This window comes from Brucella sp. RRSP16 (assembly GCF_052246815.1).
In the GTDB taxonomy this organism is placed as follows: Bacteria; Pseudomonadota; Alphaproteobacteria; order Rhizobiales; family Rhizobiaceae; genus Brucella; species Brucella intermedia.
The window spans coordinates 141,104-165,576 of the sequence record NZ_JBQQAM010000011.1 but is presented as its reverse complement, the minus strand read 5'-3'; the positions used below and the strand labels follow the sequence as shown (position 1 = coordinate 165,576).

Genomic DNA, 24,473 nt, shown 5'->3' with positions numbered 1-24,473 from the left:
ATACGAATTTGGAGAAAGATCTCTTCTCAATTTAACCTCGATCTACATGATGACGTAGGTTATGAAATACTTTGTCCAACGACAACGTCCTTTGCCGTGAATGGAGCGCCGCTTGCCTCTGCCAATAGGCGATGTGTTGATTGCCAGTCGATACTGGATTCCATGTTTGGCATGGTCAATGCGCTTCGCTCCGTCAGACCTCGACCCCTTCATTTCGTTGGTCAAAGCTTGCAGTGACGGGCCATCATTTCGGCGAGGTGTTCCCGCCCCTCTTCATGCAACTTTTTGATCGCTGCACTCATATCTGCTGCCCGCTCATCCTGTCCCAGCTTGAACTTGACTTCCATCTTCTCAATAGGCATTTCGTAGCCGACAATATTGCGCAGACGCCGCTCCAGACCACCGGGGCCGAGTTCCTTCATCTGCCAGGGGTTGTCACGACCCTTCTCCATATGTTTGACGAGTTCGTGGAGATGCTTTGCAGTCGCTCCTTCCGATAAGATTTTGGGCGTGCCATGGATATGAGCAACCATGAAGCTCCAGGTCGGCGCGCTGTCCCTTTCCGGACAACCCGGATACCAAGACGATGACACATAATGACCAGCATCCATCAGGATTGCAATTGATGGCAGGCCACGTTTCAGAAACTCAACATGATCGTTGGATGCAGCAACATGCGAGACCAGCGTGCCGTTTTCGCCGCGTGTCCGATCCATTATGAAGACCGGGTGCGATATTGCAACACCATCCTCATGACTGGTGATCAAAGTACCAAGCACCATTCTATCTACGAGATCGAAAACCTCGGTCATATCGGACGGCTGGAAATAGGGCTTTGTATAAAGCATCGCTTGTCTCTTGATTTTAGGCGTGAACGGCGGGCATTCTATCCGACCAGGGGCACATGGCTTCCAACTGACCTGCAAGTTCAAATAGAAGATTTTCAGCCCCATAAGGGGCAATGAACTGGCTGCCGATTGGCAAGCCATCAGACGTTTCGTGAAGTGGAACACTCATGGCTGGCAAGCCAGCAGCGTTGACCGGATGGGTGAAGGTTGTCAGCTCCAGAAACTGCCGGGCAAAACCCTTCCAATCGGATGAGCGCACATCGAGCATGCCAAGCGGAAATGATCCAACCGGCATCACCGGACTTAGCACCACATCGCATTCTTCAAACAGACGACCAAAGCTGCGCGCCGTACCGTTCGCGATCAAACGCGCTTGAATAACCTCTGTCGCAGTCAAGCCATCGCCATAAGCGGCCAACCCCAGATTTGAAGGCTCAAAATAGAGGTCATTGGCAGGCTTTGCCATCGTCGCGGCAACATCCGTCACTTCAATTGCGGTGTAAACGGCGATCAGTTTTTGTACGACATCTGCAAGCTGAACGCCGTCAAAATCAGGCTTCACCCGAACCATGCTATGTCCCAGCTGTTCGCACAGCGCGATCGTCGCCTCCAGTGCTGCGACCGTCTGCTCGTCCACATCACGACGAAGGTCGGACTTCTGCCAGACACCAATACGAAGCTTCCGCGGCGCCATTTTGACACTGTTGACGAACAGGTCCGTTTTGGCTGGGGCTGCGTAAAGCGAACCTGGTTCAAGCGCATCTGTCAAATCAAGCATCATTGCGGAATCGCGAACCGAACGCGTCAGCACATGATGGCTGACCATTCCACCCCAGTTTTCTGTCGAGACCGGACCACATGGGACACGCCCACGCGACGGACGCAACCCGAAAAGCCCCCCACAAGATGCGGGGATACGGATCGAGCCTGCTCCGTCATTGCCATAGGCTACAGGCACCATACGCGCGGCAACTGCCGCTGCAGCGCCGCCGGAAGAACCGCCAATGCTGCGTGTCACATTCCAGGGATTAAGTGCAGGACCATGCAGCGAGGATTCCGTTGCGATATTGCAGGAAAACTCAGGCAAATTGGTCTTGCCTACCACCACCAGACCAGCAGATTTGTACCGTTTGACGAGCTCGTGATCGCGTTGCGAGATATTTCCCTCGGCCGCACGACATCCAAAGGACATTGCTGCACCGGCATAGGAAGGGCAATCATCCTTTAACAAAACCGGGACACCGCTGAGCGGACCCGCTGGCAGCGATTTAAGCTGTTCTTCCGCCTGATCGCGCATCTCATGGATCACAGCATTCAGCTTGGGATTGCACCGATCAATCGCTGCAAATGCCTCATGAACAGCCTCACGCGGAGACAGAATTTTTGCGCGAATGGCCTCTCCCAGACCGAAAGCGTCGGTGCGGGTGTAGTCAAAGGATGTAGACGTCATGGGGTTATCCCAATGCTAAGCTCGCAAAGCGGAGCGTTTTACTGTGTCTTGCTGACTGTCCAGAAACGAAGCGTATCACCAGCCCAGCCCTTGAAATTGTTCACTTTTGGGCCAGCAGCCGTGATCGATGGCAAGTTTACCAGACCAAGGATCGGAACCTGCTCGCCCATCAGTGTGTTGAGTTCGTTGAAGAGCTTCTTGCGTTCTTCGACATCACTCTTCGCTGAAACCTGCTTGAGAAGGTCTTCCGCCCTAGCATCATCCCACTGGCGCGCGGCATCGGCCTTTTTGTCACCGATCATCGACTGGAAAGACAACAGCGGATCAAGGCGAGCCGAATAAGCGAAAACGGCAAGTTCGTATGCGCCACGACGATATTGATCGAGCTGGGTCGCCCAGTCACGCACTTCGAGCTGCGCATTTATCCCGGAGGCTGCAAGGAATGCCTGAACGATCGTGGCAACCTGCACGCGGTTCTGGCGGTTGGCGACCAGAAGGCTGATCGGTTCGCCCTTATAGCCTGCCTTGGTCAGCAGATCCTGCGCTTTGGCTGGATCATATGCCGGCCAGGCAGACGCCTGATTATCCGAATAGATGGTGTTTGGTGCAATGACCGACGGGTTTGGCGCGTACATGCCCTCACCGATCGCCGCTGCCAGTTGGTTAAGATCGATGGCGTGAGCAATCGCCCGACGCATCTGCGGATCTTTTAGCTTATCGGAAGTTGACTGAATTTGAAGCACCATCCATGCAGGCGTCTGCTGCACATTGATCTTCATACCTTTCGCTTCCAGATCCTTGACGCCAGTCGGCTCCACTTCATCGATGAAGTCGATCTCACCGGAAAGCAGACCATTTGTGCGTGTGCTTGAATCCGGAACAGTCATGAACTGGATGGTCTTTACATGACCTTTCTTGTTCCCTCCCAGACCGTCGACATCGCCGGACAGAGCCGAATAATCCTCGAACCGAGTCAGGTCCAGATAACGACCACGCTCCCATTTGGAAAAAGCATAGGGACCGGTGCCAATCGGCTTTACAAACTTGCCCTCTGCATCAACGGATTCCGGGCTCAATATCCAGGGGGTACACTGGATGGTAGCCATGGTGATAACGAAGTTTGGCGCAGGTGCTGCAAAGCTGAAGCGCACAGTGCTATCATCGATGGCCTCGACCGACTTCAACTCGGAATCGACCTTACCATTGTAGCGATTGACGCATTGAAACGCTGTATCCGGCTTGAGATATCGCTCGAAATTCCAGACGACCTCCTTGGCGGTCAGGTCTTTGCCATTCTGAAACTTGACGCCTTTGCGTAACTTGAATTCATAGACCGTATGATCGGCATTCGCGGTCCAGCTGTCAGCCAGCATCGGCTTGATTGCGAGATCGTCGCCATAAGCGACCAGACCTTCGGCAATGTGGGCAACAACCATATCGGCATTTGCATCGCGATTAACGCCCGGATTGATGCTCGCAACATCAGAGTGAATGGCGACACGCAAGGTTTCCTCGTCTGCAGCATGTACCTGGTGGGATGTGATGCTGAGCCCAAATAGCGCAATGCTAAGTGCAGAGCCTAGTGAGATTGAATTGAACATTTTGTTTCCCCTTTTGTTTTTCATTTTGCAGCATGGGTCAGCTTTGTGATCTGAGCATATCCGCGAAAAACGCTTCGACAGGCTCCAACACTTTGAAAGGCTCGTGAGCTACGCCCGGCACCCTGTCCCGGCGAACCGCGATGCCACTCGCTTCAAACGACTTTGCCAGTGCTTCAATACGGTCAATGCGACACTCGCCTTGCAGATCAGCTCCGTCCATCCAAAGCGCGCTGTTACGCGGGATGCCGATTTCCCAGGTTGCGGTGTCTTCCTCACCGATCACTGTTTGAACCGTCACGGTCTTCATCGCCTCAAGATCGAGGCGGCAGCCAAAACGTGCTTCAACATCGCGAACACCAACCCACCAGTCATAATTGGAATTGAGCAGAGTTACGATGCCCGGCGCTCCGATAGAGACCGCCTTCAGCCTATGAGGATGCAGCATGAAAAAGCGCTGGCAGAACTGCCCGCCGCCCGAAAAGCCGTACATGAGGGCGCGATTGCTTTTAAGGCGATATTTGGCGGCCACCTCGTCGATCATCGATAGCAGAATATGGTCAAAGCGAATGCCTTGGAACTCAATGCGCTTGTAATTGGCAAGATCGCCCTTCACGACGATGCCGGCTGGAAACAGCGGTGCCAGTACAATGCAGCGGTTCTCTCGCGCAAAATTTGCGAAGTGATCACGGTATTGTGCCGCCGTCCTTCCTGTCCCGTGAATGATGACGATCAGTTCGTGCGTCTCGGTGCCGTCTTCATCATAGTCCTCTGGGACATAAAGGCAGTAACTGAAACGCTGATCGAACTGGCTTGCAAAAAACGCAGTCGCTCCGAAATCGTAGAAGCTGAGTTTTTTGCCATGGCCCTGCCGCTTGGTGACAGGCTTTTCCTCAGTGATGGACATGACCGCCCTCCTCTCCGGACTTCGTATTTGCACTATCGCCGCGCCATTTGAGTCTGACGCCGCCCTCGCCCATCAGTTCGAGCATCGGAATGGCTGACAAAAGACGGCGGGTATAGTCGTTTTGCGGCGCGTCGAAAATCTCGTCGCGCGTTCCCTGCTCGATAATGCGACCGTCATTCATCACGACCACACGATCGGCAATTTGTTCAACCACGCCCAGATCATGGGTAATGAACAGGCAACCGAAGCCATAGCTCTGCTGCAACTTCGCAAAGAGATCGAGAACCTGCGCACGCACCGTTACGTCAAGCGCCGAGACTGCTTCATCGGCAATGACAAAAGCGGGACGGCGCACGAGCGCACGCGCAATCGCCACACGCTGACGCTGACCACCCGACATTTCATGCGCATAACGATCGGCATAATCTCCACCGAGGCCAACGTCCTCCAGTGTTTCGCTAACACGATCCACTTTCTGGCTTGACGAAAGCTCTTTCGAGAAGCGCAGCGCCTCACCGACCAACTCGCTCACTTTCATACGCGGGTCGAGTGATGAATAAGGGTCCTGAAACACCATCTGGGTGTGATAACGATAATCCTGATAATGGGATGAACGCCTCTCGACAGGTTGTCCCTTGAACAGCAACTTCCCTTCGCTCGGCTTGATTAGTCCTGCCATCACGCGTGCTGCTGTGGTCTTGCCCGAACCGGAGCCGCCAACCAAGGCGACAACCTCGTTTGGCAGGACGTCAATCGTAACCCCATGCAGAGCTCGCTTGCCGCCAGTTCTCTTGAACCAGCCACCCCGGCCTTCAAAATCGACAACAAGATCGCGCACGCTGATCAACGGATCAGCCTTTGGAACCACGCGCGAAGGTCCACGAACCGGCAATGTCGAGAGTAGTTTGCGGGTGTAATCATGCCGAGGCTTTGCCAGAACATCAGCGGTATCGCCCCTTTCAACCACTTCACCATGGCGCATCACAACCACACGATTGGAATAGCGCGCAATCATTGGAAGATCGTGACTGATCAGCAAAACGGTCGTGCCGCGTTCCCGCGTGAGATCGACCAGCAACTCCATAACCTCGCGCTGGATAACTGCATCAAGCGCAGTGGTCGGCTCGTCCGCGATCAGCAGATCTGGCTTCATGAGCATCGCGCAGGCGATCATGATGCGCTGGCGCATTCCGCCTGAGAACTCATGTGGGAACGCCTCAATTGCCCGATCAGGATCGGCAATACCAACACGCAACAACATGGCTTTGATCCATTCGGCATGTTGCGCCTTCTCGGCTGGAAAGTTCAGTTCAAGCCCTTCTTCAAGCTGCCGCCCGATGGTCAGTGACGGGGTGAGCGATGTCATCGGCTCCTGAAAGATCATGGCAATGCCATCGCCACGCAGCCCGCGCAAAGCGGTCGGCGACATCGTTGACACGTTCTGCCCCTTGAAGCGGATCGCACCATGACTTGTTTTAATGGACGCCGGAACCAGCCCCATGATGGCCCGTGCGAGCATGGTTTTGCCGGAGCCGGATTCACCAACGATGCCAAGAATTTCGCCGGCCTTTATGGAGAAGGAAGCGCGCTTGACGATCTCCAGCGCACTATCACCAACACGCAGGCTGACATTGTCGATCTCAAGCAGGAGTGCGGATGTCATGAGCGCTTCCTCATGCGTGGGTCGAGGCGATCGCGCAACGCGTCTCCCAGAAGATTAATACCAAGCAGCGACAGCGAAATTGCGAGGCCGGGGAAAATACCAAGCCAAACAGCCTGCTCAATGAAATTGCGGCTTCCCGCCAGCATATTGCCCCAAGTCGGGGCTGGCGGCGGCACACCCAGCCCCAGAAAGCTGAGCGAGCTTTCAGCGAGAATTGCCCAGCCGCACATGGACGTTGCCATGACCAGAACAGGTGTCAGACAGTTGGGCAGAATATGGCGCACCATCGTATAGATTTCCGAATTTCCCATGACGCGGGAAGCCTCAACGAACTCCCGTTCACGCAAGCTCAAAACCGTGCCACGGACCACGCGGATCACCGAAGACATATAGGCCAGAGCAAGTGCCAAGATGATGCCATTCTTGTTGGCGCCAAAGACGGCCAGCAAACCAAGCGCCATCAATATGCCGGGGAATGCCAGCAAGGCATCATTGACCGTCATCAACAGCCGGTCGAACCAGCCACGCAAGAAGCCGCTGATCGCCCCGATAAGCACTCCGCCGAGGGTGGCGAGAAAGACTGTGAACACGCTGATTGAAACACTGGCCGATGAGCCTCTCATAAGACGGCTCAGCTGGTCGCGCCCAAATTCATCCGTTCCTAGCCAATGCACAGCGCTTGGCGGCGCAAGGCGCGCGGTAAAGTCCAGCGCCAGCGGGTTGTAAGGCGTCCAGAAGGAACCTACCACCGCCATCGCAAGAAGCGTTGCGGTGAGAATTCCGCCAATAATCGCGTTGAGAGAGGGATTTTTCATTTCGCCGTCACCTTCGGGTCGAAGAGCGGATAGAGGAGGTCCACGATCAGATTGACCAGCACATAAACGCAGGCTGTGAACAGCAAGCAGCCCTGAATGACGGGATAATCGCGAGCTAAGATTGCATCAACGAGAAGCCTGCCAAGTCCGGGAATCGTGAAAACCGTTTCCACAACTGCAATACCGCCAAGCAGATTGCCAAGGATCAGCCCCAACAGTGTCCAGGTTGGGCCAAACGCATTACGGAAAGCATGACGCCACATCACGGTTGCTTCCGACAGCCCCTTGGCGCGGGCATGGGTGATGTAATCAAGGTTCAGCACTTCAAGGGTCGAGGCGCGCGCCATACGCAGAATGACGCCAACTTCATGCAGAAACAGTGTGATGATCGGCAAAACCAGATAGAGTAGCGCTTTCCATGGGTTCTCACCAAAGCTGACATAGCCGACAACCGGTAACCAACCGAGCTTGAGGCCAAAGGCCAGCAACAACAGCAAGCCCATCCAGAATGCCGGAATCGAAAGCAGCAAGGTGGCACAGGTCACAAGCGTCAGATCAGTCAGGCTGTTCTGCTTCCAGGCTGCGATCATTCCAAGCGGAACAGCAACGAGCGTAGAAAGCACCACCGCTGACAAGACGATACGCGCACTGACCGAAAAGCGCTCCAGAACCAGCGAAAGAACCGGCTGCTGGTTGGCAATGGAGACACCGAGATCACCATGCAGAACATTGCCTCCCCAGATCAGAAACTGGGTGAAGATGCTGTGATTGAGGCCCAACTGCTCGCGCAGCGCGGCCAGCGTCGCAGCGTCTGCAGAATCACCCAGCATCAGGGCTGCAGGATCGCCCGGTATCAACCGGACAATCACAAACACAGCCACTGCCACGATCAGCAATGTTGGAATGGCCATGCCTATTCTGGAAAGCGCAAAGCGCAGCATTTCTTTAGCCTTCGATAAAAAGGGACTTCGCGCGGGGCGCGGCATCGGAGGGTAGCGGCGTATAATCCTGCAGACAGTAAGTCGCAAACTGGCGGTTCAAGGCAGGCAGCGGCGCGATTTCCATCATGCCAAGCGCTGCTTCCATCACCACCATAGCAACTGTGGCCGTGATATTGTCGTGATTGCCAGGACGTGGCGGGCGGCAGACAGCATAAGGTGTCAGGAAGTCGTCAAACAGAGCTTCCTTCAGCTCCTTACGGCCAATTTTTCCAACATGCGATTCAAGTGACTGGCGAACGCGCCAATCGCGGTAGAAGCTTTCAGGTACAAACGGGATGCCGGTGTCGCGCAACTTCGTCAACGCGATCGGGTTGACCCAATGATTGGCATGAACGATCAGATCATTCTCCGGCAGGATCGGGAAGGATTCATCCGGCGCGCATTCAAAATCGATGCCGAAACCGGCACTCGTCGCAATCATGATATTGTTGGAGCAGGATTTTGGTGTCGAAGCCACAGCTTTGATTGCCTTTGCAAAATGCTCCTGTTCAAGCACCTTTCGGCGCACGAGGCCGAGAGGAACGCCCAGCTTCTTATAGTCGCGTTCGCATTCAAGATAGTTGGCGGTGATCGAAATTCCTGCTTCATTGAAGCCGCTGCGCGCCAGTCCACCAGCCTCGACAAACGTCACAAAATCGGGACCGTTAGTGTTGCGAACACGCAGCACAATACCGGTTTCCACACATTCAGAACGCCAGTCCCAGTTCTGACCATGAACCAGATTACCAGTAGCACTTTTTGCAGGCATGATGAGAGCACCGGTACAGCCATCATCCTGCTCTTCGGGATCAGGCGAACCCATTTCCGCACGCGCCATCGCAACGACTTCCGTTCGTGCATTGATCATGACGATCTGCTCAAACGGCACATCCGCGCCCTTGGCGATACCGCGCATTTCCTCGACATAGGACGCGTCGAATTCCTCGATCCGACCGGCAAATTCTTCGATGAGGCTTTGCCTGCGTTCAGGCGAAAGACCAAACGCGTCGAGCGTGCCGGAATAAAGACCAGCGCTGCGCCGGATGCGTTCTGCTGCCAGCACCCCATATTGGCGCCCGCGCTCTTCCGGTACGCCCGAAACTGTAATGAATGGAAATGGGGCAACTGACATACTCGATCCATATTTTGTATTTTGTATCTGTTTAATACAAATCAAATTCAAACATTGCAGAGTCAACAGTTTTTTGCTAAAATATCGAACAATTCGATTTAAGCCCTTCCGCAGGTAGCCGGTCTGTCATTCCAATGGGATAGGCTATAGGAGAAACAAATGGCCTGTTGCGAAATATCCGTATTCTTGGAGCATAGGTTCATGGGAAAACCCACATGCAAGGGGTGCTGCGCGTGAATATGGACGTTAAGAGATCAACGGAAGGCGAATCTGGTCTGAGCAATCTTCAGGCTGAAGTCGCACATAAAATGGTCTCGCTCATATCAGCTGCACGCTGGAATATCGGCGACCGGCTGTCGGATGTTGCCATTGCAAAAGAACTCCGTGTATCGCGGTCGCCTGTGCGCCAGGTGCTCAATCTCCTTGTGCAGCGGGGTATTGTCAACCAGACACCCAATCGCGGATATCAGCTGCAACGCATACCAGAGCCGGACGAACTCAACGACAATCTGCTGCCGCCATCGGAGGCGGAAGAGCTTTACCGGCGCCTGATGAGTGCGCGCGCCTCTGGCGCTGTTGGTGACGAAGTATCTGAAGCTGAACTTGCCGATCAGCTCGGTGCAACGCGCGGCGCGGTGCGCCGGGTTCTGATGCGTTTTGCCACCGAAGGTCTCGCAGAGCGTCTTCCGGGCCATGGCTGGCGCTTTGCGGAGTCGCTCGATAATGAACGCGCGGTCAATGAGAGCTACGCCTTCCGTCTTGTGATCGAATGCGGGGCGCTTTTGCAGCCCGGCTACGCGCCTGAACTCAGCCAGCTCACAGCTCTGCAACGCGAGCAGAATGAAATATCGGCCCTGCCGATCCAGAGGCTCACACGGGATCTCTGGTTCAACGCCAATGCAAACTTTCACGAAACCATTGTTTCGTGGGCGAATAATCGGTTTTTCACCCAATCAGTCCGGTGGCAGAACCATCTTCGCCGCATGACCGAATACTCTGACTTTGACCGTTTGGGCGAAGAACGCATCCGCGGGGCTTGTAGAGATCACTTGGGCATCCTGGAAGCCATCGAGAGCAATGATTTTGAATTTGCTGCCGCTCTGCTCAAACGCCATATAAGTCGTTCGGGCGCTGAAGACATTTAATCTGATCTCCGTACAAATGTTATTTCTCGGCATCGACTCTTCAACGCATTCTTGCCCGGCCAATCAAGCTGATAAATCGCCGGTTTGAAACGTTGCCGATATTGATAAAGGGCTCAGCCGCTTGCGTATGTCTTTATGTGAATAAACGAGCTACCTGCTTAGTAGTCCAAGTTTTCATCCGCTCCCTAAGCTCGCTTCAGATTCCAAATAAAGAACGTTCCGAAATTTAGCCCAAGTTACACGAAGCCAACTTCGTTCAGACTGCCAGCCAAGAATTTTATTTGCATATGGACGCTATGACGTTTCCTATGGCGCCCGTTTCTACGATACTAAGCAGGCTCTCGGGTAAGAAGAAGGATTTTCGCCGTAGAAGCAAATCCATTCGATAACGAGCGACAATGTGTCATCGTCATTTGCAGGTGGGTCCGCTATTACGGCAAATTGTGAGAGAACGTGAAAGTCATCTGTTGCGGCCGCAAAGTTTGCAGGAACTGCGTGCTGCGCCCGCGCTGGCTCGACAGCATAGATAAGGATGGCGCTTTCGGTCGCCAGCGCCACGTCACCGCGAATGGGTATCTACCGCGTTTCCAGAAGGCTATGAAACAGTTGGCGCAGTACGTTGCGGTGTTCAAAACCGATGCCAGGGCGGTCAGACATACTGATGCGTCCATCTGCCACAACAGTGTCGTCCGCAAGCCCACAAAGCGGCTGAAAACTGCTGAGGTTCACCTCCGCGCCTCCAAGGCCTAGCGCTGCCACTACGTGCTGACAAAATTGATGGCCACCATGTGGCCAGAATGCCTTTTTCGACCATCCGTGTTTGACGTAAAGGTCAACGATTTTGAGGTAGACAGGCAGCCCGTAACAGTGAACTGGATCAAATACCAAAATGTCGTGATCGGGTCTTAAACCACCGTGGCGCGCCAACAGCCTAGCCTCAGATAGAGAAAATAATGCTTCGCCGGCAGCAAGCGGCGGCGCGTAAATTTCGGCAACGTCAGATTGAGTATCGAAATCCAACGGATCACAGATATCTTCGAACCACCACAGTTCCTTTGCCGAGAGCGCGGTAGCAGCCTGTATTGCACTTTCATGGCTGTAGGCGTTCATCGCGTCCGCAGCCAAACAGGAATAGCCATATGGCAATTCTTTTGCAGCTATATCGATCCGCCGTAAATCTTCCGATATTTCACCTTTACCGATCTTGATTTTCGCATGCGTGAAGCCCCGGTCAACAATCAGTCGAATTTCGGCGCGCAACGCAGAAAGGTCGTCGATGGGATAGGGATATCCGCCCGCAGCGTAACAGTTAATTTGAGACCTTGGCTCGGAATTACCGCCCAAGCTTTGGGCGAGAAAGCTGAATAGTGGGACGTCTTCGATTTTTGCCGCGGCATCCCAGATTGCCATGTCTAAGGCTCCGACCGCAACGCATCGTTCGCCATGGCCGCCGGCCTTTTCGTCAGACATCATTAGCTTCCAAGCGCGAAACGGATCGATATTATCGTTTGAAGAATTGGATAATTGATCAGTATCGGCTGCAAGCAGGCGAGGAGCAAACCGTTCTCTGATCAATCCTGACTGGGCGAAGCGACCCACAGAACCGAAGCCATATCCGACAATAGGGATCCCGTTACGCAAAACATCAGTCACGACACCGACAATACTCGTCGTTAGCCGCGACTGATGAATGCTACAATCCGCAAAACGGCTGAGATCAATCGACCTTTCTCTGATATCAACAATTCGCATTGCAAAACCCTGAATTGATCAGCCTGACAACATGAGATGCGATACGGCCTCCGCAGCTTCGCATTACAGCGAGAGAGAAGGCAACCTAGACGCCAACAGTAGGCGCGCTATTTTCTTGGCGACCAGGGGGATCGCATGTGCAATCTTTACAACATCACCCCGGCACATGAAGCAATGCTTGGCCTGTTTCCGAAGTTCGGTGATGTGGCGAACCGCGTCGGTCCCCAGATGGATATCTTTCCCGACTATCCAGCCCCAGTTTTGCGGAACATCAGAATCGGTGAGCCGGAACTGGCCCTTCTCCGTTGGGCCAGTTCCGGCTCTCTTTTATGCATCAGCCTGATGATGATCGACACCTTGGCGCTCGTTCGGGAAAGGCTGGATCGGCGGCCGTTGATCTCCTTCAGCACCAGGGGTTATTCATTTTCACAAATCTGCTCGGATTAGGACCGAATTTCATTGAACAGGATTGGTTTTCATGACATTGTGCCCGCCGGATAACTTCATGGACAGGTATCAAAATTCATGCTTCAAGGGCAAAAGAAGCCATTTTCAGGCCCAGTAAGCGTTTTTCACGACCGTCGACTGCCGGAACGAGCAATCCCAGTCGGATACGCCACCCTGATCGACGCTTTCGAATTAGCTGTTCCGGTGCCGATCAACCTCTCCGCCATCGGTGCGCGCCACAAAGTCTATCAAGCTGGCGGCTGGAAGCTCTATACGCCACGCCATCAACCAGATGCTAGTCTCACAGGTCATCTGACCTTCGCATTACGTTACGAAGGTCTGGATTTGGCCGTCCTCAAGGCCCTGTTTCGGGCGACTGGGCCAGAGCCGCTTATCGAGATCGTGCGTGCAGCACCAACAGGTGCTTATGCGCGGCGTCTCTGGTTTCTTTATGAATGGCTGCTCGACGCCAGGCTCGCGCTCGACGATGCGGTTCAGGGCACTTACGCCTCTGTCGTCGATCCCGATCTGCAATGGGCGATCGATGGAACGACATCCCCCCGCCATCGGGTGAAGAATAATCTGCCGGGCACGCCGGCCTTCTGCCCGATGATCTTCCGCACACCCAGACTGGATGCTTTCATCGCACGAGATCTCGGCGAGGAAGCGCGGCGCCTGATAGCTGAGGTGCCGGCGGATTTGCTTGCCCGTACCGCGGCTTTCCTGCTCCTCAAGGATTCACGGTCAAGCTTTCAGATTGAGGGCGAGCACCCCCCGCAGAAGCGAATTCAGCGCTGGGGACAGATCATTGGAGAGGCCGGTCGCCATCCAATCGACCGTGCCGAACTGGAGCGATTGCAGCGCATTGTCATTGGCGATGCGCGTTTCGTGCATCTCGGTTTGCGTGCTGATGGCGGTTTTGTCGGAGAGCATGATCGCTTGAGCGGTGCGCCCATTCCGGATCATGTCAGCGCCCGGCATGACGATCTGTCGGCTTTGATCGATGGATTGACTGCCTTCGACCGCGGCGCGGGGCGGCGGCTTGATCCGGTTCTTGCGGCAGCCACGCTCGCCTTCGGCTTTGTCTATATCCATCCATTCGAGGACGGAAATGGGCGCCTGCATCGCTATCTCATCCATCATGTTTTGGCCGAACGCGGTTTCAATCCACCTGGGCTGGTGTTTCCTGTCTCGGCGGTCATTCTCGACCGCATTGACGAGTACCGCCATGTGTTGGAGACCTATTCCCGTCGCCTGTTGCCCCACATTCGCTGGCGCCCGACCGATCGGGGCAATGTCGAGGTGCTAAACGAAACGGCCGATTTCTATCGTTATTTCGACGCGACACCCCACGCGGAATTTCTGTTCGAATGCGTGGCGCGCACCATCGATGTCGACCTGCCCGCAGAGACCGCCTTCCTGAAAACCTACGATAGTTTTAAGAATGAGGTCTCGCGCATGATCGACATGCCGGACAGGCTGTTCGATCTCCTGTTCCGCTTCTTAAGCCAGAACGGCGGTAAGCTGTCGAAGCGTGCCCGCGAAAGGGAGTTTGCAGCCCTGACTGAAGAGGAGACTACGCGTATCGAACTTATCTACACCGAACTGCTGCAGTCCTGATCGCGCGTGCCAACGATTCTGCGATGCCGTCAGGCAGCTGCCAATTTGCTTCGTCTACGCGTTTCTACCGGAGCGGCGTGGTCAGGCCGGCGAATTGTTTCGTCTATGTCATCCGCCTTTAGCAAATGCAGACTGCATGCCCCATAAACAGAGCATCAAGCCGCTCTATGCTATGTTAACGGCTCGACCGTTGCACGGAAACCTTGCTCGTGATCGGCATGAAGATCGAAACCAACCCAAAAACGGCGCACGTAACAGCCGCAAACAGCGGAAGCCCGTGCAGTGTCATCTCCATGGCTACACGGATAAAAATGCGAAACATCAAACTCCCTACAGGGTGATTGGCTGCGCCGCAACCACCAGACCGCTTTAGCTGATCGGCCAGCCGGTCAACCATAGGCCTCAGGTGGAACGCGGCCTTGCCGACCCAATCGGCCGAACGGCCCGGTGCAGATCAAGTCCTGCTCGTTCCTGGCTCTGGCGATATAATAGCAAATAGTCCGGATACTTGCTGACCAGAACATAGACCAGTGTTGCTTCCGGGGGCAGGCAAACGGTGATCAGATGTGCCGGAGCTGGCGCCTGGGTTAGCCCGTCGGTGCAGGCCCGGCAGGCATATTTTGGCCGCGCTGTAACGATGACACGCAACCGCGCCGGTACGATGTCCAGCCGCTCGCTTCGGTCTTCACCGATCTTATGCATTACGCCACAACCGCAAGGACAAATCAGGCTGTCCGGTTCGATGTTTTCTTCAGTACGTGGCAATGAAAATGCTTATGGTGCGCGTCATCTAGCAAAACAGGTCGGAAATTTAGCTGAATGGAAGAAGACCGTTTCTTTGCTGGAATCCATACCGCTCGACAAAGAGGATGAAAAGCGGTGCATTGAGGCGGCGATTTACAGCTTTCGTACGTTTGAGATCAATTACGAGAAAGCATCTGGTGAGCAATAAGATCGCGAGTAAAATAAGAGCTTGTTCAGCTGTTATGAATTCGCTTAGCTGATGCATGATTTATTGCTAAATAATCAGAGTTCGAGAGTGCTGCTTGCGATGCCGCCCTACATTTGAAATCTGGGGTGATCCAGATTAAATCTGTTTGCGTATAACGCTGATGAACACAATAGTTTCGTTCCTCTCACAACAGTGGCACATGGGAGCTCAGCATAATTTACAGGATCTGGCTTCGCTACATCTGAGCGGATGGGGTTTAATACGAATGAATGGACAGACCGCACCCGAAGATCAGCCCTCGATGGAGGAATTGATGCTGGCGGTCAGTTCGCTACGCGACGTGGACGCGTTCGAGGTGATTTTCAAGCATTTTGCACCCCGGGTGAAGGCTTATATGGCTAAACTGTCTGTTGATACGCATACAGCGGAAGAACTAATGCAAGAAACCATGATTGCCGTCTGGAACAAGGCTGATCAGTTTGATGTTGCCAAAGGAGCCTTGTCCACCTGGATTTTCACCATTGCACGAAACCAGCGCATCGATGCAGTGCGACGCGCCCGGCGCCCGGAGTTCGACCCAACCGATCCGGCCTTTGTGCCCGACGAGCAACAGCCCGCTGACTTGATGATCGCCGAGCGGCAAACCGCCAGCCAGTTGCGCGCTGCAATGGCCGACTTGCCGAAGGAGCAATCCGCCTTGCTTGAACTCGCTTATTTCGAGGAAAGCACGCATAGCGCCATCGCAAAGAAGCTGAACCTCCCGCTTGGGACGGTTAAATCTCGCTTGCGGCTTGCATTCAACAAATTGCGCGCAGCGCTCGATAATTCGGGAGCGCACTGATGAATATCAAGCATCATCTGAGCGACGAACTCCTTTCAGGCTATGCTGCGGGCACGTTGGCCGAGGGTTGGAGCATCGCGATCGCCACTCATCTTGCGCTCTGCCCGGCCTGCCGTTCAAGGCTCAAGCAGTTTGAACAGATTGGCGGTCAGCTTCTTGACGCGATTGAGCCGCAGAAACTCGAAGCATCCAATTGGGATAGTTTCAAAGACAGGTTGCAGAAGACACCACAATTAATGGAACATTCGGCACCGCGCTTCGAAATAGATCAGCCTGCCGTGATACCCGAACCGCTGCGATTCTATGTCGGTGGCGATTTGCCGGACCTGAAATGGAAATCGCTTGGCCGGGGCGCCTATCAGCTGCCAATCGAGACTGGCGACCGCGAAACGCAGGTTCGCCTTTTGCGAATTCCAGGGGGGAAGCCGGTGCCAGAACATGGGCATGGCGGTCGCGAACTGACATTGGTGTTGAGCGGCAGTTTCCATGATGGAACCTGGCTTTTTACACGCGGTGACATTGAGGAAGCGGATGCTGATCTTGTGCATCAGCCGATTGCCTCACCGGATGGCGATTGCATCTGTCTTGCGGTGACTGACGCACCGCTCAAATTCCAGAGCTGGCTTATGCGGCTCGTGCAGCCATTGATCGGCATCTAAAGAAAAGGCGGCATATTTGCCGCCGTTTTGATTAGTTCAACACGACAATTGCCGCATTCAACGCTGTCGCCAGCGATAGCCATATGAGGTATGGCACGAATAGCAGCGCCGAGATGCGATCTGGTTGCCATGCGCGAATAATAAACAAAAGCACGCAAAACCAGACGCCGATGATTACGACAAGCCCCAGCACGGTCATGTGAGCGCCGAAGAAAATAGGCGTCCAGATGAAATTCAATACCATCTGGCCAAACCACGGTCCGCGCCGCTTCCACCCACGATCGCTTATCCATGTGCGCCAGCCTGCAACGGCAATGAAGATATAAAGTATCGTCCAGATGGGGCCAAAGGCTGCGTTAGGCGGGGTAAACCAAGGCTTTTGAAGCGCTGCATACCATTCGCCCGGCGGGAGACCGATACCGATTGCCATTCCTACAACAATGATGACGAAGACGAAGACGGCCAGAAGACCCCATTTTTGCATATGCTTACTCCAACCTAGCCGCCGATCCGCGACGTAACCCAATAGCCAATATAGGCTGACGCGGCAGACAGGACAGTGCCCCAGACCACGTCTGCGATTGTCAGGGTCCATGACCAGTTTTTCAAAGTGGCCTGATTGGTCAGATCATAAGTCGCATAAGCGACGAATCCGAGAAGCGCACCGCGAACGAACGTGACTGTACCACTACCGGCCAGAAGTCCGGGCTTGACCGCAAAGAAAACCAGTCCAAACACGAAAATCACATAGAAAACGACAGCTGGTGCGAGACGAAAACCCGGCGCAAGCATGTCACCCATGACAGGGCGGTAAAACACGTTCGCCATGTTGGACAACCAAACGGAGTCGATTGCCAGAAATGCAACCGCTGTCACTAAATAGGCTATGAGATAATCTTTCATCGATAGTTCGCTCCTCTTACTTGATGCGGGTCCAGCCCACATTGCGACACAGGAGGCCAGCCAGAACGCAGCCATTGGTCGTCATAGTGTCGCCGTCGACTTTCACCCTGATCTTGTAGGTCAGGTTGCGTTGCGGATCGAAAGCCGTACCAGAATATTGCCCGTCCGCAGTTTCGTTGATGCTCATCACCAGCCGGTCGCCGGTTTTCTCTTTTGGTGTTCCGGGCTTGATCCAGGTGTTGGTCGCGCAGATATCCTTGCCGCATCCCGCAACTCTCACCCGCGCGTTGCCATCTCCGCGCGCCCAGTTACCGTTGATCTCAGCCGGCTGCGCCGAGAAGGGAAACAACACCGTCATCATGCCGACCGTCAGTATCCATTTCATCGACGCTTCCTTCGTTAGTAGGTGTGGAGTCTAAGCATGTTCAATCGTGTAGAGCCCAACATTGATTGCTCCTTCCTCGAACCCACCTTCGCAATAGCAAAGGTAGTATTCCCAAAGCCGTCGGAATTTATCGTCAAAGCCAAGCTTCGCGATTTCAGGCCAGTTGGCGATAAAGCGCTGACGCCATTCGGCGAGTGTAAGCGCGTATGAATGGCCGAAATGCTCGGTCTCCTTTAAAACCAGACCGGCCTTCGCAAGGTCGCGCTCAAGCACTTTATCTGACGGCAGAAAGCCCCCCGGAAAGATGAATTTCTGGATGAAATCGGCCTTGCGGCGATAATTTTCGTAGCGCGCTTCTTCTATTGAAATGACCTGCAGGACTGCTCTGCCGCCGGGCTTGAGACAGCGTTTCAGGGTTGCGAAATATTCCGGCCAATAGGCTTCGCCAACGGCCTCAAACATTTCGATTGATACAATGCGGTCAAACTGGCCCTGAACATCGCGGTAATCCTGCAAGCGAAGGTCAACGGCTTCGCTGAGGCCCCCGTTTTCAACTGCGGCTTTTGCCCAGGTGAGCTGCGACGGCGACAGGGTTATTCCTGTCACATGGGCATTACGACAGTTTGCGAGATAGCCAGCTAAGGCGCCCCAGCCACAACCGATCTCCAGAATTCTTTCGCCGCCCTCAAGCGCCAGTTTTTCAGAAATATACTGCAACTTCTGCTCCTGGGCACTTTCAAGGCTATGGGTCGTCTCAGTCCAGATCGCTGATGAATACAGCATCGAAGGGTCGAGCCACCGGGCATAGAAATCATTGCCGAGATCGTAGTGGGCTTCGATGTTGCGCCGGCTGCCGCGACGCGTGTTTGCATTGAGCAAATGGCAGATACGGTTCAGCGCTCGCGTCCAACCAGATCCGCGCAATGTGGATATAAGCGTATCGCGATTGCGCGCCGCAAAACGGATGACCGATGTGAGATGGGGCGACGTCCATTCGCCTTCGATATAGGATTGCGCAAAGCCGATATCCCCGCCCGTCAGCAGGCGACGCAGGCTGTTCCACTTGGCAATCGTGACTCTGGCTTCCGGTCCAGGCAATGGACCATTAACGGCAATGACCTCACCGCCGGGCAGCGAAAGTACCAACCGTCCATGCTGAATCTGCTTCAGCAGTCGTTTCAACACGATAGCCGAAGGGCTGAAAGGAGGCCGTTGGATCCGGCTTGATGCCGATAGTTGATGATATTCGTCGAGCTGGCTCATGCGGCCTTGTTCCTCTGCTGGGCGGTCTCGTTACGAACAGATGTGATGGAAATATCTGGCGCTGCAGGTCGTTTGCGTAAACCAATGCCCTTCAACCAGATTTTCAGCGCCTCCCAGTGAATGCCGCCAATCACTTTCAAGGTGAGAAACGGAATTGTAAGAAAGGCGCGTAGCAAGGCGGCGTCGCTCAATTCAACCCGGCGCGCCAGATGGCGGGCAGTCAAAAGCAGGCCTTCATCGTCAAAACTGTTGATGCGGATGGAAAGCCAGTCTGCGGGAGGCGTGACTTCAAACTCATATCGCAGCTTCATGTCCATGAAGGGCGAGACGTAAAAAGCCTTGTCGCAGCTTTGTACGATGCGTCCGTTAACGCAGTTATGGACCGGGATCATATAGCCGTGGCGCTGGCGGAAAGTATTATCAACTTCCCAAAGGATTGCCACAAGCTCACCGCCACAATTATAGCAGAAGAAAACACTGAGCGGGTTAAATGCCCAGCCCGCAATACGCGGCATAGTGAGCAGGCGGATCGCACCGCCATCAGGCAGTATTCCGGCTGCCTCCATGGCACGTTCCACCTGCTTACGCAGCGGCAGAGCCGATCCATCGCCTCTGTCTTTCCTGTAGAAAGAAAACAGATTGAAACGGTCAAGTGAAAACAGCTTCAATTTGCGATCGAGGGCTTCCAGTTCATCAAGGTCGAGCAGGAGCGAGTAGATTTTATAGGCCAGTTTGTGAACCTTCGGTCGTAACCGCGCATGGGTCACATGACCGGGAAACAGTGCCGACTGGAAGCTCTCGGTCATGCCAGTGCCCTTTCCCGGAGAGTCAAACTCTGGCGAACGATGCGCCCACTTTCCTGCTCGACCAGCCATGGGCGGCGCATACCGCCCAGATCTTCTGCCACGGCGAGACCGGCCTGAAGACCGTCCTCATGAAAGCCGGAGCCGAAATGCGCGCCGCAAAACCATGTCCGGCGCTGCCCTTGCAAGGACCAGATTTCTTTCTGCGCACGATCCGTTGCCATGTCGAAAATCGGATGTTCATAGATCTCGCGACGGATCACCAGTTCCTCGCGCGGTGCACGACAAGGATTGAGCGTAACAAAAGTCTCAGGCGCGTTGCCCAGCGGTTGCAGGCGGTTCATCCAGTAAGTAATGGATGGTTGCGTCGGGCCAGTGGCTGCGTTGGTAAGGTAATTCCAGCTGGACCACGCCGCACGACGATTGGGCATCAGCGAAATATCGTTGTGCAGCACCGCTTCATTTCGTGAATATTGAAAGGCGCCAAGAATGCGGCTTTCATCCCCGCTCGGATCGGCCAACATCCGCAAAGCCTGATCGGCATGCGTGGCAATCACAACATCGTCGAACACATGGGAAATGCCGTTTCCGTCGATCAACTCGACAGAATGTTCGGCACGTCGCACGGATTTGATCGGTGTTGAGAGCCTGATCCGGTCCGCATAGGGCTTTATGATCCGCCTTAGATATTCCCGACTGCCGCCAGTTACCGTACGCCAGATTGGCCTGTCACGAAGAGCAAGAAGACCGTGATTGCAACAGAAGCGGACGAAGCTTGCAGCCGGATATTGCCCGACTTCCATGGCAGGGGTGGACCAGATCGCTGCTGCCATCGGATAAAGATGATCATCACGAAAAGCCCGGCCATAACCATTGCGTTCAAGATAATCATCAAGTGAAATACCGCCCATGATACTCAGGTCTTTTGGTGCATTGCGATAAAATCGCAAGAGATCGCGGATCATCGACCAGAAGCGCGGGCTGACCAGATTGGAGCGCTGGGCAAAGAGGCCGAGCCCGGTACCGCCGGAATATTCGAAAGCGCCATTTCCGACTGAAACGGCAAACGACATGTTCGACGCGGCGGTTGGCACTTCAAGCGCGCGAAACAGGGCGGTCAGATTGGGATAAGTCACTTCATTATAGACAATGAATCCGGTATCGACGGCCACAGGACCGTGACTGCTCTCAAATTCTACGGTGTTGCAATGGCCGCCGATGCGGTCCGATGCTTCAAATAAAGTCACATCGTGGCGTTGCGAAAGCAGCCATGCAGCAGACAATCCGGAAATCCCGCTACCGATAATCGCGACGCTGAGATGCTTATGGCTGCCCGGACTGTTCGTGATATCCATAGTCCCTCTCTTTACCGCGGGTTGAGCTGCGTGTGTGTTGCATTTTCATCGTTTTACGTTTTGAGAAGAAGTTTGGTTCAATCCGCGACGAAACTTTTTTATTTTTTTGAGCCGCTTAAGAAACCAAGCAGACAAACAGAACGTATTGCATGAGGAAAAGCGAACTCCCAATAAAGGTCCGCCATGCAACCCGGTCTGCTCTTAGTTGTTGCCATCAGCCTGTCTGCCATCATGGCATTTGCCTGGGCGCTTGAACGAAAGACCGGCAAAAGCGGCTGGATCGACGCTATCTGGTCGTTTTCAGTGGGGGTGGGCTCAGTCATAGCCATTATTCTTGCAGATGCGACATGGCAACGGCGCTTAGCTATAATGATCCTCATTCTGGTGTGGTCGCTGCGTCTTGGCTTTCATATCGCCAAGCGTAGCATGCGCCATGGCGAAGACCCGCGTTATGCAAAGCTGCTAAAAGAATGGGGCGAAAACGCTTCCGTTCGCTTATATTGGTTTTTGCAGATACAGGCTCTCGCAGCCTTCATTTTGGTTCTGGCTGTCTATCTCGCTGTGGTTGGTCGCCCCGGTTTTCCATATGTCTGGGATATGGTCGGGGTTGCAATCATCGCCATAGCGTTGATTGGTGAAGCGCTGTCTGATGCGCAGCTTGCGCAGTTTCGCATGACTCCAGAAGCCAAAACAGAAATTTGCGAAACCGGTCTTTGGGCTTATTCCAGACATCCCAACTATTTCTTTGAATGGCTGTTCTGGTGCGCGTGGCCGTTGATGGCAATTACCGGATCGCCATGGAGTTGGCTGTCGCTTCTTGCTCCGATCCAGATGTATTGGCTGCTGGTGCATGTCTCTGGCATCCCGTTGCTTGAGGAGCATATGCTGAAATCGCGCGGTGAAAAATTCCGTGCCCTGCAACATCGCGTAAATGCATTCTTTCTCGGGCCAAGGAAAGGCAACGGAAGATCGAGGGGCTTGACATGAATATGGTGGCTTCCGTGCGTTCGAAAATGCGTTCTGCAACACATAAACCGAGGATCATTGAATGACCGCGAAAGCGCTTATCTGGTTGCGCAACGATTTACGTGTGGCCGACAATCCTGCGCTTTATGCCGCTTTCCATCGAGGAGGCGCGGTCTCCGCCCTTTTTGTGCATGAAACCAATCCACAATTGCGCGCACCCGGCGGTGCTGTCCGTTGGTGGTTAGAGCAGAGCCTGGACTTGATTCAGAAAAGTCTCAATGAACGAAATGTCGAATTGATTGTTGCCGATGGCGATGCGCTCAACATCATTGAACAATTAATCAAGGAAGACGGTTTTGATAGCGTTTTCTGGAACCGTCGATATGCTCCTCAGGAACGTGGAGTCGACGCGTTCATCAAATCCACCTTAATGGAACAAGGTATACACGTTCAGTCTTTTGCGGGTAATCTACTGGCAGAGCCTTGGGAGATTAAATCCGGGCAGGGCGGTTCTTATCAAGTTTTTACACCATATGCCAAATCGCTGCGAAGGCAGGGCGTGAGCAAACCACTACCCTCGCCAGACCAAAGGGTCGAGCCATCGACCGTCAAACACAAGCCCAAGCGGGACGCTTACAAAGAGCCCAACTGGGCTCGAAAGATGAGTGGTTTTTGGAAAATAGGCGAAACGGCTGCCATCGGCCAGTTATATCATTTCTTTGATACGACTATTCGAAGTTATGCCGGGGATCGAGATCGTCCCGACCTTGACGGCACATCAAAACTTTCGGCCCATCTGCGCTTCGGCGAAATTAGCCCGAGACAAGTCTGGCATGCCACTGTGTCACTTATGGATCAAGATCATAGTACTGTGCCTGGCGGTCAAAAATTTCTTTCTGAACTGATCTGGCGAGATTTCCATTATCATCAACTTTATTATCGTCCAGATATTGCTGAAATCGACATGCGCGACACTCTGGCAAATATCCGCTGGCAAAGCAATTTAGAGGTGATCAATTCCTGGAGGAAGGGTAAAACGGGCATCCCGATAATCGATGCTGGTATGCGTCAGCTCTGGGCGACAGGCTGGATGCACAACCGTGTGAGAATGTTGGTGGCATCGGTTTTATGCAAGAACATGCAAATCGATTGGCGCGAAGGGGAAAAATGGTTCTGGGATACCTTAGTGGACGCGGATGTCGCGAGCAATCCGGGGAGCTGGCAGTGGGTAGCCGGTTGCGGGATGGATGCCGCCCCTTATTTCCGTGTTTTCAATCCGGTCCTGCAAGGAGAAAAATTCGATACAAAAGGCGTTTATGTGCGCAAATGGGTGCCCGAGATTGCAGCATTACCGGATCGCTGGATCCATAAGCCATTTGCGGCGCCCCCGGCGGTTTTGCGTGAAGCGGGAGTTGTTTTAGGGCGGACTTATCCACTTCCCGCATTCAGCCCCCCTAGAGTTTCTTAGTGCCCGACTCAAAATTCGAGCCTTGCGATACGCCGTGTCATTCGCCTGATTGACGAGATGAACATCCATGCCTCTGCGAATGCAACTGAGGCCTCCCAGTCTTTTGCCAGACGGCGGCAGCGATTGAACCAGGCGAAGATTCGCTCGACGATCCACCGTTTGGGCAAAACTACAAAGCCCCTGACCTGATCGGAGCGCTTGACGATTTCAATTGCCAGTGCTTCGATATGTGCCACAGCAGTTGTTAGCTTTTCGCCAGCATATCCGCCATCGGCAAAGAGTTTCTTCACAGCGGGATAGTTGTCACAGGTGCGATTGATCAGATCGAGTGCACCGTCTCGCGCTTGCAGGCGTGGCTCTCGAAGATCGCTTCGTTGAAACCATGGCAAAGGTAGACGGCACCGTCGATTCAGACATCAAACTTGGTTTCTGACTTGACGAAGTTTGATGTCGATGCATCCCATTCGATGAGTTCGGAGTTTTCCGGCCAAATCGCTGGCCCGACGGCCTGTCGCACGGTT

The 24,473-nt window shown here is 53.9% G+C and carries 24 protein-coding genes and 1 pseudogene; 8 read left to right on the top strand and 17 right to left on the bottom strand.

Features of this window, described 5'->3' with window-relative positions; all coding sequences use genetic code 11:
* Positions 1–221: 221 nt before the first annotated feature.
* The 8 genes from ACS5UA_RS17920 to ACS5UA_RS17885 all read right to left on the bottom strand — a co-directional run bounded on the left by ACS5UA_RS17920 (position 222) and on the right by ACS5UA_RS17885 (position 9,393).
* Positions 222–848 (bottom strand): FMN-binding negative transcriptional regulator, encoded by a 627-nt coding sequence (locus ACS5UA_RS17920; RefSeq protein ID WP_025090608.1) that lies wholly within the window; start codon positions 846–848, stop codon positions 222–224.
* Positions 849–864: 16 nt separating this feature from the next.
* Positions 865–2,298 (bottom strand): amidase, encoded by a 1,434-nt coding sequence (locus ACS5UA_RS17915; protein ID WP_176056577.1) that lies wholly within the window; start codon positions 2,296–2,298, stop codon positions 865–867.
* A 38-nt stretch (positions 2,299–2,336) separates the two neighbouring features.
* Positions 2,337–3,803, bottom strand: a complete 1,467-nt coding sequence (locus tag ACS5UA_RS17910) for an ABC transporter substrate-binding protein (RefSeq protein ID WP_235694386.1) — start codon at positions 3,801–3,803, stop codon at positions 2,337–2,339.
* 133 nt (positions 3,804–3,936) lie between these two features.
* The gene (locus ACS5UA_RS17905) at positions 3,937–4,803 is read right to left on the bottom strand and encodes a hydrolase (protein ID WP_025090605.1); all 867 of its coding nucleotides are present in this window, start codon (positions 4,801–4,803) and stop codon (positions 3,937–3,939) included.
* Positions 4,790–6,466, bottom strand: coding sequence for a dipeptide ABC transporter ATP-binding protein (locus tag ACS5UA_RS17900; RefSeq protein ID WP_025090604.1), 1,677 nt, complete (start codon positions 6,464–6,466; stop codon positions 4,790–4,792). Before ACS5UA_RS17900 ends, ACS5UA_RS17905 begins: the two co-directional genes overlap by 14 nt.
* The gene (locus ACS5UA_RS17895; RefSeq protein WP_025090603.1) at positions 6,463–7,281 is read right to left on the bottom strand and encodes an ABC transporter permease; all 819 of its coding nucleotides are present in this window, start codon (positions 7,279–7,281) and stop codon (positions 6,463–6,465) included. The genes ACS5UA_RS17900 and ACS5UA_RS17895 overlap by 4 nt, the downstream gene beginning before the upstream one ends.
* Positions 7,278–8,222 (bottom strand): ABC transporter permease, encoded by a 945-nt coding sequence (locus ACS5UA_RS17890; RefSeq protein WP_241084547.1) that lies wholly within the window; start codon positions 8,220–8,222, stop codon positions 7,278–7,280. The genes ACS5UA_RS17895 and ACS5UA_RS17890 overlap by 4 nt, the downstream gene beginning before the upstream one ends.
* Before the next feature lie 4 nt (positions 8,223–8,226).
* A complete protein-coding gene (locus ACS5UA_RS17885) occupies positions 8,227–9,393 on the bottom strand; it encodes a C45 family autoproteolytic acyltransferase/hydolase (RefSeq protein WP_025090601.1) in 1,167 nt (388 codons plus the stop codon).
* Between the two features lie 215 nt (positions 9,394–9,608).
* Here ACS5UA_RS17885 and ACS5UA_RS17880 point away from each other — a divergent pair, with 215 nt between their 5' ends.
* On the top strand, positions 9,609–10,538 hold the full coding sequence (locus ACS5UA_RS17880) for a GntR family transcriptional regulator (protein ID WP_235694385.1): 930 nt from the start codon (positions 9,609–9,611) through the stop codon (positions 10,536–10,538).
* Positions 10,539–11,114: 576 nt separating this feature from the next.
* Here ACS5UA_RS17880 and ACS5UA_RS17875 read toward each other — a convergent pair.
* Positions 11,115–12,290, bottom strand: coding sequence for an enolase C-terminal domain-like protein (locus ACS5UA_RS17875; RefSeq protein ID WP_025090599.1), 1,176 nt, complete (start codon positions 12,288–12,290; stop codon positions 11,115–11,117).
* A 135-nt stretch (positions 12,291–12,425) separates the two neighbouring features.
* Between ACS5UA_RS17875 and ACS5UA_RS17870 the strand changes: the two genes are divergently transcribed.
* Together ACS5UA_RS17870 and ACS5UA_RS17865 are read left to right on the top strand one after the other, a co-directional pair.
* Entirely contained in the window at positions 12,426–12,737 is a 312-nt protein-coding gene (locus tag ACS5UA_RS17870; RefSeq protein WP_241084548.1) for a hypothetical protein, read from the top strand.
* A 78-nt stretch (positions 12,738–12,815) separates the two neighbouring features.
* Positions 12,816–14,357 (top strand): Fic family protein, encoded by a 1,542-nt coding sequence (locus ACS5UA_RS17865; protein WP_112702531.1) that lies wholly within the window; start codon positions 12,816–12,818, stop codon positions 14,355–14,357.
* 361 nt (positions 14,358–14,718) lie between these two features.
* Here ACS5UA_RS17865 and ACS5UA_RS17860 read toward each other — a convergent pair.
* Positions 14,719–15,122, bottom strand: a pseudogene (locus ACS5UA_RS17860) (IS66 family transposase zinc-finger binding domain-containing protein); the annotation flags it as partial.
* Here ACS5UA_RS17860 and ACS5UA_RS17855 point away from each other — a divergent pair.
* The 3 genes from ACS5UA_RS17855 to ACS5UA_RS17845 all read left to right on the top strand — a co-directional run bounded on the left by ACS5UA_RS17855 (position 15,100) and on the right by ACS5UA_RS17845 (position 16,809).
* The gene (locus ACS5UA_RS17855; RefSeq protein WP_162718906.1) at positions 15,100–15,309 is read left to right on the top strand and encodes a biliverdin-producing heme oxygenase; all 210 of its coding nucleotides are present in this window, start codon (positions 15,100–15,102) and stop codon (positions 15,307–15,309) included. The pseudogene ACS5UA_RS17860 and the gene ACS5UA_RS17855 sit on opposite strands and share 23 nt — an antisense overlap.
* A gap of 265 nt (positions 15,310–15,574) precedes the next feature.
* Positions 15,575–16,150 (top strand): sigma-70 family RNA polymerase sigma factor, encoded by a 576-nt coding sequence (locus ACS5UA_RS17850; protein ID WP_025090367.1) that lies wholly within the window; start codon positions 15,575–15,577, stop codon positions 16,148–16,150.
* Positions 16,150–16,809 (top strand): ChrR family anti-sigma-E factor, encoded by a 660-nt coding sequence (locus tag ACS5UA_RS17845; RefSeq protein ID WP_025090368.1) that lies wholly within the window; start codon positions 16,150–16,152, stop codon positions 16,807–16,809. The genes ACS5UA_RS17850 and ACS5UA_RS17845 overlap by 1 nt, the downstream gene beginning before the upstream one ends.
* Before the next feature lie 31 nt (positions 16,810–16,840).
* Here the strand turns inward: ACS5UA_RS17845 and ACS5UA_RS17840 are convergent, their stop codons facing one another.
* Genes ACS5UA_RS17840 through ACS5UA_RS17815 form a run of 6 tightly spaced genes read right to left on the bottom strand, consistent with a single transcriptional unit; the run spans position 16,841 to position 21,518 of the window.
* The gene (locus ACS5UA_RS17840) at positions 16,841–17,293 is read right to left on the bottom strand and encodes a TspO/MBR family protein (RefSeq protein WP_025090369.1); all 453 of its coding nucleotides are present in this window, start codon (positions 17,291–17,293) and stop codon (positions 16,841–16,843) included.
* Positions 17,294–17,307: 14 nt separating this feature from the next.
* Entirely contained in the window at positions 17,308–17,712 is a 405-nt protein-coding gene (locus ACS5UA_RS17835) for a DUF2177 family protein (RefSeq protein WP_025090370.1), read from the bottom strand.
* Positions 17,713–17,728: 16 nt separating this feature from the next.
* The gene (locus ACS5UA_RS17830; RefSeq protein ID WP_025090371.1) at positions 17,729–18,097 is read right to left on the bottom strand and encodes a DUF2147 domain-containing protein; all 369 of its coding nucleotides are present in this window, start codon (positions 18,095–18,097) and stop codon (positions 17,729–17,731) included.
* A gap of 30 nt (positions 18,098–18,127) precedes the next feature.
* Complete coding sequence (locus ACS5UA_RS17825) at positions 18,128–19,360, bottom strand: SAM-dependent methyltransferase (RefSeq protein ID WP_025090372.1); 1,233 nt, start codon at positions 19,358–19,360, stop codon at positions 18,128–18,130.
* Positions 19,357–20,166: a DUF1365 domain-containing protein gene (locus ACS5UA_RS17820; RefSeq protein WP_112702530.1), complete on the bottom strand. Its 810-nt coding sequence runs from the start codon at positions 20,164–20,166 to the stop codon at positions 19,357–19,359. Before ACS5UA_RS17820 ends, ACS5UA_RS17825 begins: the two co-directional genes overlap by 4 nt.
* Positions 20,163–21,518: an NAD(P)/FAD-dependent oxidoreductase gene (locus ACS5UA_RS17815; protein WP_112702529.1), complete on the bottom strand. Its 1,356-nt coding sequence runs from the start codon at positions 21,516–21,518 to the stop codon at positions 20,163–20,165. The genes ACS5UA_RS17820 and ACS5UA_RS17815 overlap by 4 nt, the downstream gene beginning before the upstream one ends.
* 183 nt (positions 21,519–21,701) lie before the next feature.
* Here ACS5UA_RS17815 and ACS5UA_RS17810 point away from each other — a divergent pair, with 183 nt between their 5' ends.
* Together ACS5UA_RS17810 and ACS5UA_RS17805 are read left to right on the top strand one after the other, a co-directional pair.
* Entirely contained in the window at positions 21,702–22,505 is an 804-nt protein-coding gene (locus ACS5UA_RS17810; protein ID WP_025090375.1) for a DUF1295 domain-containing protein, read from the top strand.
* A gap of 61 nt (positions 22,506–22,566) precedes the next feature.
* Entirely contained in the window at positions 22,567–23,952 is a 1,386-nt protein-coding gene (locus ACS5UA_RS17805) for a cryptochrome/photolyase family protein (protein ID WP_112702528.1), read from the top strand.
* Between the two features lie 8 nt (positions 23,953–23,960).
* On the opposite strand, the gene ACS5UA_RS17800 is transcribed toward ACS5UA_RS17805, so the two are convergent.
* Positions 23,961–24,341, bottom strand: a complete 381-nt coding sequence (locus ACS5UA_RS17800; protein ID WP_162718905.1) for a transposase — start codon at positions 24,339–24,341, stop codon at positions 23,961–23,963.
* Between the last annotated feature and the right edge of the window lie 132 nt (positions 24,342–24,473).